13 protein-coding genes are annotated in these 15,233 nt (G+C 73.4%); 6 read left to right on the top strand and 7 right to left on the bottom strand.

The annotated features are described in order from the left end of the window. The first annotated feature begins 17 nt into the window (after window positions 1–17). From ACIQ9P_RS10305 to ACIQ9P_RS10285, 5 genes are all read left to right on the top strand, one after another. Complete coding sequence (locus ACIQ9P_RS10305) at window positions 18–905, top strand: LLM class flavin-dependent oxidoreductase (RefSeq protein ID WP_402352830.1); 888 nt, start codon at window positions 18–20, stop codon at window positions 903–905. A gap of 144 nt (window positions 906–1,049) precedes the next feature. Beyond that, a complete protein-coding gene (locus ACIQ9P_RS10300) occupies window positions 1,050–2,111 on the top strand; it encodes an ABC transporter ATP-binding protein (RefSeq protein WP_402352827.1) in 1,062 nt (353 codons plus the stop codon). After that, window positions 2,095–3,006 carry an ABC-2 transporter permease gene (locus tag ACIQ9P_RS10295; protein WP_402352824.1) on the top strand — a complete coding sequence of 304 codons (912 nt, stop codon included), beginning with the start codon at window positions 2,095–2,097 and terminating at the stop codon, window positions 3,004–3,006. Before ACIQ9P_RS10300 ends, ACIQ9P_RS10295 begins: the two co-directional genes overlap by 17 nt. 9 nt (window positions 3,007–3,015) lie before the next feature. Beyond that, on the top strand, window positions 3,016–3,933 hold the full coding sequence (locus tag ACIQ9P_RS10290) for an ABC transporter ATP-binding protein (RefSeq protein WP_402352821.1): 918 nt from the start codon (window positions 3,016–3,018) through the stop codon (window positions 3,931–3,933). A gap of 91 nt (window positions 3,934–4,024) precedes the next feature. Further along, the gene (locus tag ACIQ9P_RS10285; protein WP_402352818.1) at window positions 4,025–4,741 is read left to right on the top strand and encodes an ABC transporter permease; all 717 of its coding nucleotides are present in this window, start codon (window positions 4,025–4,027) and stop codon (window positions 4,739–4,741) included. An 88-nt stretch (window positions 4,742–4,829) separates the two neighbouring features. Here ACIQ9P_RS10285 and ACIQ9P_RS10280 read toward each other — a convergent pair whose 3' ends face one another. Further along, complete coding sequence (locus ACIQ9P_RS10280) at window positions 4,830–6,107, bottom strand: CynX/NimT family MFS transporter (protein WP_402352815.1); 1,278 nt, start codon at window positions 6,105–6,107, stop codon at window positions 4,830–4,832. A 76-nt stretch (window positions 6,108–6,183) separates the two neighbouring features. Beyond that, the gene (locus tag ACIQ9P_RS10275; RefSeq protein WP_266270494.1) at window positions 6,184–6,924 is read right to left on the bottom strand and encodes a FadR/GntR family transcriptional regulator; all 741 of its coding nucleotides are present in this window, start codon (window positions 6,922–6,924) and stop codon (window positions 6,184–6,186) included. Between the two features lie 219 nt (window positions 6,925–7,143). Between ACIQ9P_RS10275 and ACIQ9P_RS10270 the strand changes: the two genes are divergently transcribed. Further along, a complete protein-coding gene (locus ACIQ9P_RS10270) occupies window positions 7,144–7,908 on the top strand; it encodes a sporulation protein (RefSeq protein ID WP_402352811.1) in 765 nt (254 codons plus the stop codon). A 42-nt stretch (window positions 7,909–7,950) separates the two neighbouring features. Here the strand turns inward: ACIQ9P_RS10270 and ACIQ9P_RS10265 are convergent, their stop codons facing one another. The 5 genes from ACIQ9P_RS10265 to efeB form a co-directional block, all read right to left on the bottom strand. Continuing rightward, a complete protein-coding gene (locus ACIQ9P_RS10265) occupies window positions 7,951–9,813 on the bottom strand; it encodes an LCP family protein (protein ID WP_402352808.1) in 1,863 nt (620 codons plus the stop codon). Window positions 9,814–10,101: 288 nt separating this feature from the next. Then, the gene (locus tag ACIQ9P_RS10260) at window positions 10,102–10,950 is read right to left on the bottom strand and encodes an HAD family hydrolase (RefSeq protein ID WP_402352805.1); all 849 of its coding nucleotides are present in this window, start codon (window positions 10,948–10,950) and stop codon (window positions 10,102–10,104) included. Window positions 10,951–11,004: 54 nt separating this feature from the next. Next, window positions 11,005–12,279, bottom strand: a complete 1,275-nt coding sequence (serS, locus tag ACIQ9P_RS10255; RefSeq protein ID WP_402352803.1) for a serine--tRNA ligase — start codon at window positions 12,277–12,279, stop codon at window positions 11,005–11,007. 512 nt (window positions 12,280–12,791) lie between these two features. Continuing rightward, on the bottom strand, window positions 12,792–13,727 hold the full coding sequence (gene pheA / locus ACIQ9P_RS10250; protein WP_402352800.1) for a prephenate dehydratase: 936 nt from the start codon (window positions 13,725–13,727) through the stop codon (window positions 12,792–12,794). Window positions 13,728–13,903: 176 nt separating this feature from the next. Next, on the bottom strand, window positions 13,904–15,223 hold the full coding sequence (gene efeB / locus ACIQ9P_RS10245) for an iron uptake transporter deferrochelatase/peroxidase subunit (protein ID WP_402352797.1): 1,320 nt from the start codon (window positions 15,221–15,223) through the stop codon (window positions 13,904–13,906). Between the last annotated feature and the right edge of the window lie 10 nt (window positions 15,224–15,233).

The raw sequence follows: 15,233 nt of genomic DNA, 5'->3' as shown, positions 1-15,233 counted from the left end.
GTCGTAGGGTCGAAGTCATGCGACTGAGCACCGTGATCCTTCCCATCCACCGGTGGAGCGAGGGGCAGAAGGTCTGGCGGCGGGCCGAGGACCTCGGCTTCCACACCGCGTACACCTATGACCACCTGTCCTGGCGGTCGTTCCGCGACGAGCCGTGGTTCGGCTCGCTGCCGACGCTGACCGCGGCGGCCTCCGCGACCGAGCGGATCCGGCTGGGGACGCTGGTGACCTCGCCGAACTTCCGGCATCCGGTGACGCTGGCGAAGGACCTGATCACTCTCGACGACGTGTCGGGCGGGCGGCTGACGCTGGGCATCGGGGCCGGTGGGGCGGGGTACGACGCGACGGCCATGGGCCAGGAGGCGTGGTCGCCGAAGGAGCGGGCCGACCGGTTCGGGGAGTTCGTGCCGCTGCTGGACGAGCTGCTGACCAACGACGCGACGACCCGCGAGGGCACGTACTACTCGGCGGTGGAGGCACGGAACATCCCCGGGTGCGTCCAGACGCCGCGGGTGCCGTTCTACGTGGCCGCGACCGGGCCGCGGGGGCTGCGGCTGGCGGCGGAGCACGGGCAGGGCTGGGTGACGTACGGCGACGCGAAGGGCCCGGCGGACGTGCCGGTGGAGCAGGCGCCCGGGGTGGTCGCGCAGCAGATCGCGAAGCTGACGGCGGCCTGCGAGGAGAGGGGCCGGGACGTCGCCGAGCTGGAGAAGGTGCTGCTCCAGGGGTCGACGGCGGAGAAGCCGCTCCAGTCGCTGGACGCCTTCGTGGACTGGGCCGGGACGTACCGGGAGCTGGGCATCACCGAGCTGGCGGTCCACTGGCCGGTGCCGGACTCGATCTTCGCCAACGACCTCGACGTCTTCGAGCGGATCGCCACCGAGGGCCTCGCCCAGCTGGGCTGACGGACGTCGCCCGGGCGGGCCGAGTGGCGTCGCCCGGGCGGTGATCCCTTAGGGGACGGGCGGGGCGGCGTCATACCGGAGCAGCATGCGGGCTCGTCATCGCAGCTCATGGTCACGGAGCCGCGCGCCCACTACCGTGAGCCCGTGCCCACTGTCATCAAGACGGACGGCCTCACCAAGAGGTTCCCCCGGGTGACTGCCCTCGATCAGCTGACCGTAGAGGTCGAGCCCGGGGTGGTCGGCCTGGTGGGAGCGAACGGCGCGGGCAAGTCCACACTCATCAAGATCCTGCTCGGGCTGTCCCCGGCGTCCTCCGGGACCGGGCGGGTGCTCGGGCTGGACATCGCCACCCAGGGATCGGAGATCCGCGAGCAGGTCGGCTACATGCCGGAGCACGACTGCCTGCCGCCGGACGTCTCGGCCACGGAGTTCGTGGTCCACATGGCGCGGATGGCCGGGCTGCCGGCCGCCGCCGCCAGGGAGCGGACGGCGGACACGCTGCGGCACGTCGGCCTGTACGAGGAGCGGTACCGCCCGATGGGCGGCTACTCGACCGGTATGAAGCAGCGGGTGAAGCTGGCGCAGGCGCTGGTGCACGACCCGAAGCTGGTGCTGCTCGACGAGCCGACCAACGGTCTGGACCCGGTCGGCCGGGACGACATGCTGGCGCTGATCCGCCGCGTGTACAGCGACTTCGGCATCTCGGTGCTGGTCACCACCCACCTGCTGGGCGAGCTGGAGCGGACCTGCGACCACCTGGTCGTCATCGACGGCGGCAAGCTGCTGCGCTCCTCGTCGACCGCCTCCTTCACCGGCGCGACGGCCACCCTGGCGGTCGAGGTGACGGACCACCCGGAGGACCACGGTCTGGACGCGAGCGCCGCGGTGCGCGCGCGGCTGGTGGCGGCGGGCCTGTCGGTGGAGACGGAGGGGACCCGGATCCTGCTGGTGCGGCTGGCGGGCGACGAGACCTACGACGCCATCCGGGACGCGGTCGCGGGGCTCGGGCTGGGCCTGGTCCGGCTGGAGCAGCGGCGGCACCGGGTCGCGGAGCTGTTCACCGGGAGCGCCGACGGCGCGGAGGGCGGCGCGCGGAACAGCGCGGACACCGCCGACGGCGCGCAGGGCACGGACGGCGCGGCGAGCACCGCGAGCACCCGCACGACGGAGAACGAGGGGAGTACCGCAGATGTCGCTTCCTCCTGAGCTCCGGCCGGCCGACACCGGCGTCATCCACGACATCGGCTACCGCGGCTACACCGGGCCCCGGCTCGGCCGCGGCTACGCCGCGCGCTCGCTGTTCACCCAGAGCCTGCGCTCCGCGTACGGCCTCGGGCGGTCCGGCAAGTCCAAGGTGCTGCCGATGCTGGTGCTGGGCGTGGCCACCGTGCCGGCCCTGGTCATCGTCGCGGTCGCCGTGGTCACCGGGGTCGACAAGCTGCCGGTGGACTACGCCGAGTACCTGAGCGCGATCGGGCTGGTGATCTCGATCTTCCTGGCCTCGCAGGCGCCGGTGCTGTTCTCCCGGGACCTGCGCCACCACACCGTGCCGCTGTACTTCTCCCGGCCGATCACCCGCACCGACTACGTCCGGGCCAAGTTCGGGGCGATGGCCTGCGCCCAGCTGCTGCTGATGCTGGCGCCGCTGCTGGTGCTCTACATCGGCTCGCTGCTGGTCGGGCTGAAGTTCGGGGACCAGACCGCGCACCTCTTCTACGGTCTGACGGCGGCGGTGCTGTACGCGCTGGTGCCGACCTCGGTCGCGGTGGTGATCGCCGCCACCACGCCGCGGCGTGGCTTCGGGGTGGCCGCGATCATGGGCTACCTGGCGGTGAGCACCGCGGTGGTCGGGGTCGTGGTCGGGCTGGCCAGTACCACGGTCGGCTTCGGCGAGCCGGTGCCGGACTCCGCGCAGTGGGCCGTGCTGCTGTCGCCGAGCGGTCTGGTGGAGAGCCTGACCAACGAGCTGTTCGACCTCGGCTCCGGCACGGAGCGGATGCACGCGCCGGGCGGGCTCGGGCTGCTGGTGTTCACCCTGGTCGCCGTGGCGATGGTGGCCGGCTCGTACCGGCTGCTGCTGCGCCGCTATCGGAACGTTTGAGAGGGCGTCATGGCCACCATCACCATCGACAAGGTCTCCCGCTGGTTCGGGAACGTGGTCGCCGTCAACGACGTCAGCATGACGATCGGCCCGGGCATCACGGGCCTGCTCGGTCCGAACGGCGCCGGCAAGTCGACCCTCATTCACATGATGAGCGGCTTCCTGGCTCCGTCCACCGGCACGGTCACCCTGGACGGCGCGCCGATCTGGCGCAACCAGGAGGTGTACCGGCAGATCGGCCTGGTCCCCGAGCGGGAGTCGATGTACGACTACCTGACCGGCTGGGAGTTCGTCCTCGCCAACGCCGAGCTGCACGGCCTGCCCCACCCGGGCGCCGCCGCCCGCAAGGCGATCGCCCTGGTGGAGATGGAGTACGCCCAGGAGCGCCGCACCGGCACCTACTCCAAGGGCATGAAGCAGCGGGTCAAGATGGCCTCGGCGCTGGTCCACGACCCGGAGGTGCTGCTGCTCGACGAGCCGTTCAACGGCATGGACCCGCGCCAGCGGCTCCAGCTGATGGACCTGCTGCGGCGGTTCGGCTCGGACGGCCGGACGGTGCTGTTCTCCTCGCACATCCTGGAGGAGGTGGAGCAGCTGGCCCGGCACATCGAGGTGGTGGTGGCCGGCCGGCACGCGGCCTCCGGCGACTTCCGCAGGATCCGCCGGCTCATGACCGACCGCCCGCACCGCTACCTGGTCCGCTCCAGCGACGACCGGAAGCTCGCGGCGGCGCTGATCGCGGACCCGTCGACGGCCGGTATCGAGCTGGACTGGCAGGAGAAGGCGCTGCGGATCCAGGCGGTGAACTTCCAGGGCTTCACCACCCTGCTGCCGCAGGTCGCCCAGCGGGCCGGGATCCGGCTGTACACCGTGGCACCGGCGGACGAGTCGCTGGAGAGCGTGTTCTCCTACCTCGTCTCCGCGTAGTCCGGGTACCGGCCCCTCCCGGGGCCACCGACCGGCACCCCGCACCCGCACCGCTCACCAGGACCAGGAACCCCAGGAAGGCCGACCCACCATGAACCCGACCGTCGCCAGGCTGACGCTGCGCGGCCTGCTCGGCCGCCGCCGCGGCCTGCTGCTGCTGGTGGTCCCCGTCCTGCTGCTGCTCGTCTCGGCGATCGCCGCCGCGTCCAGCGGGAACCACCACGACCTGGTCGTCGACATCCTCGGCAAGCTCGGTCTGGGGACCCTGCTGCCGATCCTCGGCCTGGTCGTCGGCACCGGCGCCATCGCCACCGAGATCGACGACGGCTCGATCGTCTACCTGCTCGCCAAGCCGCTGCCGCGCTGGAAGATCATCACCACCAAGCTCACGGTGGCGATCGGCATCACCTGGGCCTTCTCGGCGGTGCCGATGCTGCTGTCCGGGCTGCTGATGTACGGCACCAAGGAGGGCCTGGCGCTCGCCTACACGGTCGCCGCGCTGGTCTCCGGCGCCGCGTACAGCGCGCTGTTCCTGCTGCTCGGCGTGGTGACCCGGCACGCGGTGGTGGCCGGGCTGGCGTACGCGCTGGTGTGGGAGGCCGTGATCGGCAACTTCGTCGAGGGCGCCCGCAAGCTGAGCATCCAGCAGTGGGGGATGGCGGTGGCCGAGTCGGTGGCCGCCGAGGGGTCGATCACCGCGGTGGTCTCGCTCGGCGCGGCCGTCACGCTGCTGCTGGTGGTCGCGGTGGCGGCGACGGTGCTCGCCTCGGTGAAGCTGGCCGGGCTCACCCTGGCCTCGGAGGAGTAGGACGCGCCCCGGCCCCCCGGCCCGGAGGAGCGGCACGCGCCCCGGCCCGCCCGCCCCGGAGGGCGGACGGGCCGGGGCGCGCGGGGTTTCAGAGGGTGCGGTCGCGCCCGGCGCCCCAGCCCGCGACGGCGACCACGCTGACCAGGACCAGCATCAGCGCCAGCGGCGTGGTCCAGCCGCCGGTCGCCTGGCGCAGCGCCCCGGCCCCGACCGGTCCGGCGGCCGCGACCAGATAACCGACCGCCTGCGACATCCCGCCCAGCTGGGCGGCGCCGGCGGCGCTGTCGGTCCGCAGCACGATGAAGGCGAGGCCGAGGCCGAGCGAACCGCCCTGGGCGACGCCGAGGATGACGGCCGCGACCCAGGCGCCGGGCACCGGGGCGATCAGCAGGACGGCGATGCCGACCGCGTTGAGCAGGGCCATCGAGACGGCGAGCGCCCGCTGGTTGGTCATCCGCCCGGCGAACAGCGGGACCAGGAAGGCGCCGGCCACCTGGACCAGGTTGGAGAAGGCGAAGACCAGGCCGGCCTCGCCGCGGTCCATCCCCTGGTCGGCCAGGATGGTCGGCATCCACGCGACCAGCGTGTAGACCAGCAGCGACGAGATGCCCATGAACAGGCTGATCTGCCAGGCCAGCGGCGAGCGCCAGATCCCCTGGATCGGCCGGACGGCGGCGGCCGGGCCGGCACCGGCGGGGCCACTGACACCGGCACCGGCACCGGCACCCGCGCCGGGCCGGGCGGCCCGGGCCCGCAGCACCTGCGGCAGCCAGGCCACCGCCGCGACCAGCGCGAGCAGCGACCAGGCGCCGAGGGACGCCTCCCAGCCCCCGCCGAGCGCGCGCTCCAGCGGCACCGACAGACCGGCCGCCATGGTCGCGCCGACCAGCATGGTGGTCGAGTAGACGCCGGTCATCGCGGCGGCCCGGTCCGGGAACTCGCGCTTGACCAGGCCGGGCATCGAGACGTTCAGCACGGCGATCGCGACCCCGATCACCACGCACCCGGCGTACAGCGCCGCCACCGAGGGCAGTACCCGGAGCAGTACGCCGGCGCCGAGCACCAGCACCGCGCCGAGCACCACCCGCTCGGTGCCGAACCGCCGGGTCAGTCGGGGGGTGAGCGGCGCGCCGACGCCCTGGAAGAGCACCGGCACGGTGGTGATCAGTCCGCTCGCGGTGGCGGAGAGCCCGAAGCTGCGCTGGATCTCGCCCACCATCGGCGACACCGCCGCCAGACAGGCGCGCATGTTCAGGGCGACCAGCACGATGCCGGTCAGCAGCAGCGCCGGGTGGGCGAGCCGGGAGCGGACGGGGAGCGCGACGGTGGTGGTGACAACCGGCTGCTGGGCACGGGTGACGGCCATGGGTGGTGCTGCTCTTTCGTGGGATTCGGAGTGCGTCCGGGCAGACGGACGGAACGGAAGGGGGGCCTCGGCCCGCTCACTTCCGGGCGGCGATGGCGGCGAGGAGCTGCTCGACGGCCGCGGTGGGTTCGGCGAGCAGCTCGCGACAGGCCCGCTCGGCGCGGTCCGGGTCACCGCTCTCGATCGCGTCGACCAGCGCGGCGTGGGTCGCCACGACCACCTCGGGCATGTCGTGGTCGCCGAACGCCGTCCGCATCGACTCGCGCACCGAGGCGCCGAAGTAGCGGTACACCTCGGTCAGCGCCGGATTGTGCGCGGCCTCGACGATGGCGGTGTGGAACTCCAGGTCGTGCTCGACGGTGGCCTCGCGGCCCGCCCGCTCGGGGTGCGAGGCGATCACCTCGGCCTCGCGGGCCAGGGCGGCCCGCATCCGGACGATGTCCTCGGGGGTGTGCCGCAGCGCCGCCAGCCGGGCGGCCTCGGCCTCCAGCGCGGCCCGGACCTCCAGGACGTCCCGCACACCGGAGCGCTGGACCCCGCGCAGGACGGCGGCCGGGTCGCTGGTGGAGCGGACGAAGGTGCCCTCGCCCTGCCGGGAGACCAGCATCCCCGCGTGCACCAGCACCCGGATCGCCTCGCGGACGGTGTTCCGTCCGATGCCGAGGCGCTCGGCGAGCTCGTGCTCGGTCGGAATCCGCGAGCCGACCGGCCAGACACCGCCGCTCAGCTGCTCCCGCAGCTGGTCGATCGCGGTGTCCACCAGGGAGCGCCGGCCGGCGGTCTGCAGCGTGTCGTTGCCGCTGTGCGCGCTGCTCATGGCGGGCTCCTCCCGGTACGTCGGGGCTCGGTACGTCGGACTCGGTCGTCGGTCATCCTACAACTGCTTGCCCGGTCATCCTACAACTGGGGATGAACGGCTCGGGAACCGTCCGCGGCGGCCTGGCGTTCCTCCGGACGACCGGCGCTCCGGACCGTTCCGGAAGGATCCGGACGGACGGGCCCGGTCCACACCCCCTGATGCGAGGAGAGCGTCCGCATGGTGTTCAAGAAGCTGCTCGGTGCCCTGGGCGTCGGCGGTCCCGGTGTCGACACCGTCCTCAGCACGCCGGTCGTGCGGCCCGGCGGGACGATGGCGGGCACGGTCGAGCTCACCGGGGGGACGGTGGAGGCGGACATCCGGGGGATCACGCTGACCCTGGTCGCCCGGGTGGAGATCGAGCACGAGGACGGCGAGAGCACCGGCCTGTACCCGTTCGCGCGGTTCTCGGTCACCGCGCCGCTGAAGCTGGCACCGGGGGAGAACCGCTCGATCCCGTTCGCCGTCCAGGTGCCGTGGGAGACCCCGGTCACCAGCGTCGCCGGGCAGCGCCTGCACGGCATGCAGCTCGGAGTGCGCACCGAGGTCGACATCGCCGGCGCGCTCGACAAGGGCGACTCCGACCCGCTGGAGGTCGAGCCGTTGCCGGTGCAGCACCGGATCCTGGAGACCCTGCTCCAGCTGGGCTTCCGGTTCCGCGCGGCGGACCTGGAGGCCGGGCACATCCGCGGCACCGGGCAGACCCTGCCCTTCTACCAGGAGATCGAGTACTCCTCGGCGCCGCAGTACGCGCACTCCTGCAACTCGCTGGAGATCAGCTTCGTGACCACCCCCGACAAGGTCGAGGTGGTGCTGGAGGCGGACCGCCGGGGCGGCCTGTTCGGCGGCGGCGGGGACGTGATCCGCACCCATGTGGTCGGCCACGGCCAGGCGGACGAGGACCTCACGGCGCTGGTGGACGGCTGGATCCGCGCCGCGCTCTGAGGCCGTGCCCCTGGGCCGGGCGGTCGCGGCCCCGGCCCGGGGTCAGCCGTAGGAGACGTTGCTGCAGATGTCGTCGTCACCCGATCTGGCCTCGCTGACCACCTCGGTGGGCAGCGGGGCCGGAGCGCCGGCCGGGCCGGTGGCGGCCGGGGACGGGGAGCCGCTCGCGCCGACACCGGCCGCGTAGTCCCGGCCCAGCCGCAGACTGATCCCGGCCCCCTGCCCCGGGGTCACCGCGGCGCCCGGGAACAGCGCGGCGACCTTCTCGGCGGCGGCCCGCTGTCCGCTGCCGTACTCGACGGTGGTGGTCGCCCGCGCGGTGCCGCGGGTGGTGGACGTCCCGGCGACGGTGACCTGGGCCGCCCGGAGGGTCTCGGCGGCCCGGGCGGTGAGACCGGAGGCGTTGCCGGTGTTGTGGACGGTGACCCGGATCGGCGCGCCGTCGGCCCCGACCGCCGGAGCGGACTCGGCACCCGGCGCGGGCACGGGCGTGGCGGTCGGCGTCGGGTCGGCGGCCGGGGTGCCCGGGTCCTCCTGGTGGCCGGTGGCGTCCTGGCCGTCGATGGTCCGGTCGGCCTGGAGGGTCCGCCACAGGCTGTCGACCGCCGGGTGCACCAGATCGATCCGGGCGCCGGAGTAACGCCAGGGCGTGGTCAGGAACTTGACCTCGTGCAGGTCGATGCCCTTCAGCGTCAGCGCGAAATCCACCAGCTTGGCGGCCGAGTCGAGGCCGGGGTCGACGGTCATCGAACGGGTCGCGGCGTCGGCCAGCGGCAGCAGGGTGCCGGGGCTCAGGCCCTTGCTCTTGATCTTCGCCAGCAGGGATGCCAGGAAAGCCTGCTGACGCTTCATCCGGCCGACGTCGGAGTCGTCGCCGATGCCGTGCCGCAGCCGGACGTAGTCCAGGGCCTGCTGGCCGGAGACCCGCTGGCGGCCCTTGGCGAGCACCACCTTGCCCTTCCGGCCGAGGTTGGGGTTGATGTTCCCCTCGTGGATGTCGTTCGGCAGGCAGACGTCGACCCCGCCGACGGCGGCGGTCATCGCGGCGAAGCCCTCGAAGTTGACCTCGATGGTGTGGTCCACCCGGATGCCGGTGAGCCGCTCCACCGTGTTCAGCGTGCAGGCCGGGTTCCCGGTCTCGGAATTGCCCACCGAGAAAGCCGAATTGAACATCTGTCCGGGCTGCTCCCGGGTCCACTTGCCGTTCGGCAGCTTGCACCGGGGCACGGTCACCAGGGCGTCGCGGGGGATGGAGATGCCGACCGCGTGCCGGTGGTCCGCGTACACGTGCAGCAGGATCGTGGTGTCCGAGCGGGCGCCGGCCTCGTCGCCGCCGCCCAGGTCGCTGTTCTTCCCGGCGCGTGAGTCGGAGCCGATCAGCAGCAGGTTGACGGGCCGGTGGCCGTGCGAGTCGGGGGCCGATTCGGGCGGACGGTCGGGGGCGATGGCATCCGCGTCGAAGGACCGGAGATTGCCGTTCAGCTTGTAGTACACCGCGCCGCCGGCGCCGGCCAGGACCACCAGCACCCCGGCCACGGACCAGGCGATCAGCCGTCGGGCGCCGTTCCGGCCGTCCCGTTCGGGGCTCCGGGCCGAGGTCCGCCGACCGCCCCCGCCGCTCCCGGCCCGGCCATCGGCGCGGGGTTCCCCGGGGGTGTCGCGGCGTCCGGCCCGGGTGGCCGCCCGGCCGCCCTCGCCGGTACCGGTCCGGCCCGGGCGGACCGTGGCGGCGCGGTTCTGGGCGATCCTCCGGGCCTCGGCCCGGCCGCCGGGGCGGGGCGCCGGGAGCCGGCCGGGGCCGTCCTCGGGCCGCTCGGTCCGGACGCCGCCGTCGGTCCGGACGCCGCCGTCGGCGCGCCTCCGCCCCGCCGGATCCGGCGGGCTCCCGTCCCACGGGACCGACATGGCGCGCACCTCCCGGCGATCGAAGCGGGCAACCCTGGGAGCATACAAACTCTTCCGCCGCCGCCCGGCCGCCTGACCCGGCCGAACCGGGCCGCACCCCCGCCGACCCGCGCGTTCGCCGGACCGGGCCGTCGTACGGTCACTCCAACGGCTGAACCACCTGGTGACGCGGGCGGGTTCACCCCGGCGAGCGGCGGGACGACCGCGACCCCGGTGCGGGGCACCGGGGTCGCGGGGAGGTCGGGGCGGGTGGCGGCCGGGTCGGCCGGTGCCGCGGGGCGCCGGAGCTCAGAGAGCCGGGAAGAGGCGCTCCAGAACGGCGGCGACGCCGTCCTCGTCATTGCTCAGGGTGACCTCGTCGGCCACCGCGAGCAGCTCCTGGTGCGCGTTGGCCATCGCGACACCGTGCCGGGCCCAGCCGAACATCGGCACGTCGTTGGGCATGTCGCCGAAGGCGATGGTGTCGGCCGCCGTCACCCCTAGCCGGCGGGCGGCGACGGCCAGCCCGGTGGCCTTGGAGAGGCCGAGCGGCAGGAGCTCGACCACACCGGCGCCGGCCATCACCACGCCGACCAGGTCGCCGGCCGCGTTGCGGGCGGCCTCGGCGAGGGCGTCGTCGCCGAGTTCGCGGTGCTGTATGTACAGCTTGCTGATGGGGGAGGCGAGCAGCTCGGACGGCGGGACCTCGACGACCGGCAGCTCGGAGCCGATCTGCAGCCGGTAGCCGGGGCCGGCCAGGACGTCGCCCTCCAGGCCGTCCTGGTTGGCGGCGATCGCCAGCGGGCCGACCTCGGCCTCGATCTTCTCGATCGCGAGCGCGGCCACCCGGCGGTCCAGGGTGAGCGAGGTGAGCAGCTTGTGCGCGCCGGCGTCGTAGACCTGGGCGCCCTGGCCGCAGACCGCTATGCCCCGGTAGCCGATCTCGTCGAAGACCGGGCGGGCCCAGGTGGCCGAACGGCCGGTGACGATGATGTGCAGCGCCCCGGCCGCGGTGGCGGTGGCCAGCGCGGCGCGGGTGCGCGCGGTGACGGTCTCGGAGCTGCTCAGCAGCGTGCCGTCGAGGTCGGTGGCGACCAGCTTGAAGGGCAGGTCGCCACCGTCCGAGGGGGAGACGGGGCTGGTGCTGGTGGTGCTCATGGGCCGTGCGTCTCCCGGGAGTTGCTTCTTCGCTGCGGACCGGCGGGGCCGGTGCTACTTGACCGGCTCCAGCACGGTGCGGCCGCCGAGGTACGGGCGGAGCGCCTCGGGGACCACGACCGAGCCGTCGGGCTGCTGGTGGTTCTCCAGGATCGCCACGATGGTGCGCGGAACGGCGACCAGGGTGCCGTTCAGCGTGGCCAGCGGGCGGGTCCTGCCGTCCTCGCGCATCCGGATGGAGAGGCGGCGCGACTGGTACTCGGTGGTGTTGGAGGTCGAGGTGACCTCGCGGTACTTGCCCTGGGTGGGGACCCACGCCTCGATGTCGAACTTGCGCGCGGCCGAGGAGCCGAGGTCGCCGGAGGCGACGTCGATGACTCGGTAGGGCAGTTCGAGCGCGTTGAGGAAGTCCTTCTCCCACTGGAGCAGACGGCGGTGCTCGTTCTCGGCGTCCTCGGGGGTGGTGAAGACGAACATCTCCACCTTCTCGAACTGGTGGACGCGGATGATGCCGCGGGTGTCCTTGCCGTAGGTGCCGGCCTCGCGGCGGAAGCAGGACGAGTAGCCCGCGTAGCGCAGCGGCAGCTTGTCGGCGTCGAGGATCTCGTCCATGTGGTACGCCGCGAGCGGGACCTCGCTGGTGCCGACGAGGTAGCGCTCGTCGTCCTCCAGGTAGTACACGTTCTCCGCGGCCTGGCCGAGGAAGCCGGTGCCGTCCATGGCGGCCGGGCGGACCAGGGCCGGGGTGATCATCGGCACGAAGCCGGCGGCGGTGGCCTGGGCGATCGCCATGTTGACCAGGGCGAGCTCCAGCAGCGCGCCGACACCGGTCAGGTAGTAGGACCGGGCACCGGCGACCTTGGCGCCGCGCTCGGTGTCGATCGCGCCGAGCAGCCGGCCCAGCTCGACGTGGTCGCGGGGCTCGAAGCCCTCGGCGGCGAAGTCGCGCGGGGTGCCGATCTCCTCCAGGGTGACGAAGTCCTCCTCGCCGCCGACCGGGGCGGCCGGGTCGATGAGGTTCGCCAGCGAGCGGAGCAGGCGCTCGGCCTCGTCCTTGGCCTCGCCCTGTTCGGCGTCGGCGGCCTTGACCTCGGCGGCCAGCTCCTTGGTGCGCTGGAGCAGGGCGGCCTTCTCCTCGCCCTGGGCCTTGGCGACGAGCTTGCCGAGCGACCGCTGCTCGGCACGCAGTTCGTCGAAGCGCGTGCCCGAGGACCGGCGCCGTTCGTCGGCGGAGAGGAGGGCGTCGACCAGGTCGACGTCCTCGCCACGGACGCGCTGCGAGGCGCGCACTCGGTCAGGGTCCTCACGGAGCAGGCGAAGGTCAATCACGCGCCCAAGCCTACCGGGCGGGGACCCGTCCACCGGTACCGGTTTTCCCCTGGGGATAACTCGCCACAGCCTGTGGATAACTCTTGTGGGAAACGATCCGGGGACCGGTTATCCACAGGCGCGGGGCCGGGGCTGTGGATCGTCGAGTGCCGCCGGTGGACCGAGGAACGAACCATGGAATTCAGGTTTGAAACCTCATTTGACCTTCCCGGGTGAGGGAATTGAAGCACTCGGACGGGTGATTTGCCGACACCCGGGTGACTCTGGTCCGATTAGTCATCTCTACGACGCAAACCGATGATCCGACCGATGTGCGCAGTGGCTATACCGGTTTGTCGACTCGTCCCCAAGCCTGTGGATAACTCGGGCCTGTGGACAGTGGAGGCCCCTGTGGACAAGCCGGGGGCCGGGGCGGCCGCCCTGTGGACGACCGCCCGGCACTGCAGAAAACGGTTCGAAAAGGACAAGTGGCCGGGGAATGTCCCCCGGATGTCCGCGGTCCCCGGACGGACTCAGATGTCGCCGCGGCCGTCGAGGCAGCGGGAGAGCCAGTCGGCGGCCGCGCCGAAATCCGCGTCCGAGGTACCGGGCCGCTGGTGCCCGGACACCTGCCGGTCGGCGCGCGGATAGGAACCGAGGAACCGCACCTGCGGGCAGATCCGCTTGAGCCCCATCAGCGCCTCGCCGACCCGGCGGTCGCTGAGGTGCCCCTCGCAGTCGATGAGGAAGCAGTAGTTGCCGAGCCCCTCACCGGTCGGGCGGGACTCGATCCGCATCAGGTTGACCCCGCGCACCGCGAACTCCTGGAGCAGCTCCAGCAGCGCGCCCGGGTGGTCGTCCGGCAGCCAGGCCACCATCGAGGTCTTGTCCGCCCCGGTCGGCGAGGAGACCCGCCCCGGGCGGCCCACCAGGACGAACCGGGTGGTCGCGCTCTGCGCGTCCACGATGTCCTTGACCAGCGGGTCCAGGCCGTAGATCGGGGCCGCGAACTCGCCCGCGAACGCCCCGTCGTACCGGCCCTCGGCGACCAGCCGGGCGCCGTCGGCGTTCGAGGCGGCCGACTCCCAGTGCGCGTCCGGGAGGTTGGCGGCGAGCCAACGGCGGACCTGGGCCTGCGCCACCGGGTGGCTGGTGACGGTCTTGATGTCCGACATCCCGGTGCCCGGCCGCACCAGCAGCGCGAAGGTGATCGGCAGCAGCACCTCGCGGTAGATCATCAGCGGGGCGCCGGAGGCCAGCTCGTCGTTGGTGGCCGTGACGGCGCCCTCGACCGAGTTCTCGATCGGCACGAACGCGCCGGAGGCGTCGCCGGTGCGCACCGCGTCCAGCACCAGTTGCACCGAGGACATCGGTACCAGCTCCCGGGTCGCCGCCTCCGGCAGGGTGCGCAGGGCCGCCTCGGTAAAGGTGCCCGCCGGCCCGAGGTACGTGTAGCGGGTGGCCGACATGACGCCTCCAGGGAACAGGACGGGCAAGGGATCGGCGGACCGCCGAAAGAAGCAACCTTAGCCACTTCGGGCGCCGCCCACGATCGTGTTCCGCTCCGTGGGAGGAGTCGGGACGAGTGGTGGACACCAGGTCGTCGGCCCGGTCCGGTCGGTCGAGCCGGGTCGGGCCGGGCCGGTCAGTCGAACAGGGCCTGCCCGACGTAGCCGTCCGGCGCCGCGCCCGCCGGGACGGCGTACAGCCCGCTCGCCTCGTGCCGCAGGAAGCGGGACAGCCCGTCCCCCCGGGCCAGCTTGCGCTGCACCGGGGTGAAACCCTTGCGCGGGTCGGACTGGAAGGCCAGGAAGAGCAGTCCGGCGTCCGGCGACCCGTCGGGCAGCAGCCCGTCGTGGTACGAGAACCCGCGCCGCAGCATGGCCGCCCCGCCGTTGGCGGCCGGGGCCGCGACCCGGATGTGCGCGTCCGAGGGCACGGCCAGCGACCCGTCCGCCGCCTGGGCGGCGAGGTCCACCGGCGTGCGCTCGCCCGCGTCGGCGGCCGCGCCGAGCGGCGCGCCGTCCGACTTGCGCCGTCCGATCACCCGCTCCTGGCGGTCCACCGGCAGCGCCTCCCAGTTGTCCAGCAGCATCCGGATCCGCCGGAACACGAGGAACGAGCCGCCCGCCAGCCAGGCCGGCTGCTCGCCGCCGACGGCGACGAACACCTTGGCCGCGAAGCCGTCCTCGTCCGGCCGGGGGTTGTTGGTGCCGTCGACCTGGCCCATCAGATTGCGCCCGGTCATGGGGCCGGCGGTGGCGCCGGGCGTCCTGGCGAAGCCGGCCGTCTGCCAGCGCAGCGCCGCCGTGCCGGCCGCCTGCCGCTGGAGCACCCGCAGCGCGTGCACCGCGACCAGGGCGTCGTCGGCGCCGATCTGCACGAACAGGTCGCCGTCGCCGCGGGCCGGGTCCAGCGCGTCGGCCGGGAAGGCGGGCAGCGGCTCCAGCCCGGCCGGGCGCCGGTCGGCCAGTCCGGTCCGGTCGAACAGCGAGCCGCCGAAGCCGAAGGTGACGGTGAGCGAGCAGGGACCGGCGTCCAGGGCGATCTGGTTCTCGAACTCGTCGGCCGGCTCTCCCACCGCCATCCGGGCGGCGGTGCGCGACCAGCGCCGGAGCAGGGCCCGCACGCCGTCCCGGCCGACGCCGGTGGCCAGGTCGAAGGCGGCCAGTTGGACCCGGGCCTGCTGGGGTTCGAGGATCCCGGCCTGGTGCTCGCCGTGGAATCCCACCGCGGCGGCTCCCAGCCGGGGGTCCGCGCCGGTCGCCGCCCGGGCCGGACCCGGGTCGCGCCGCTCCACGGCCAGGGCCGTCGCCGCCCCGGCGCCGGCGCCGACCACGAGGCCGGCCCCGGCGGTTCCCAGCAGGGTCCGCCGGGTCAGGCCGGGCGCACGGCCCGCGGGGGCCCCGTCGGCGTCGGGGCCGGGTCCGGCGGTGCCGGAGTTCACGCTGGTGCTGGTCTCCATGGGGATGGTC

The sequence above is a fragment of the Kitasatospora sp. NPDC094019 genome (assembly GCF_044764505.1).
In the GTDB taxonomy this organism is placed as follows: domain Bacteria; phylum Actinomycetota; class Actinomycetes; order Streptomycetales; family Streptomycetaceae; genus Kitasatospora.
The sequence above is the reverse complement of the archived record's forward strand: the minus strand, read 5'-3'. Positions and strand labels throughout refer to the sequence as shown.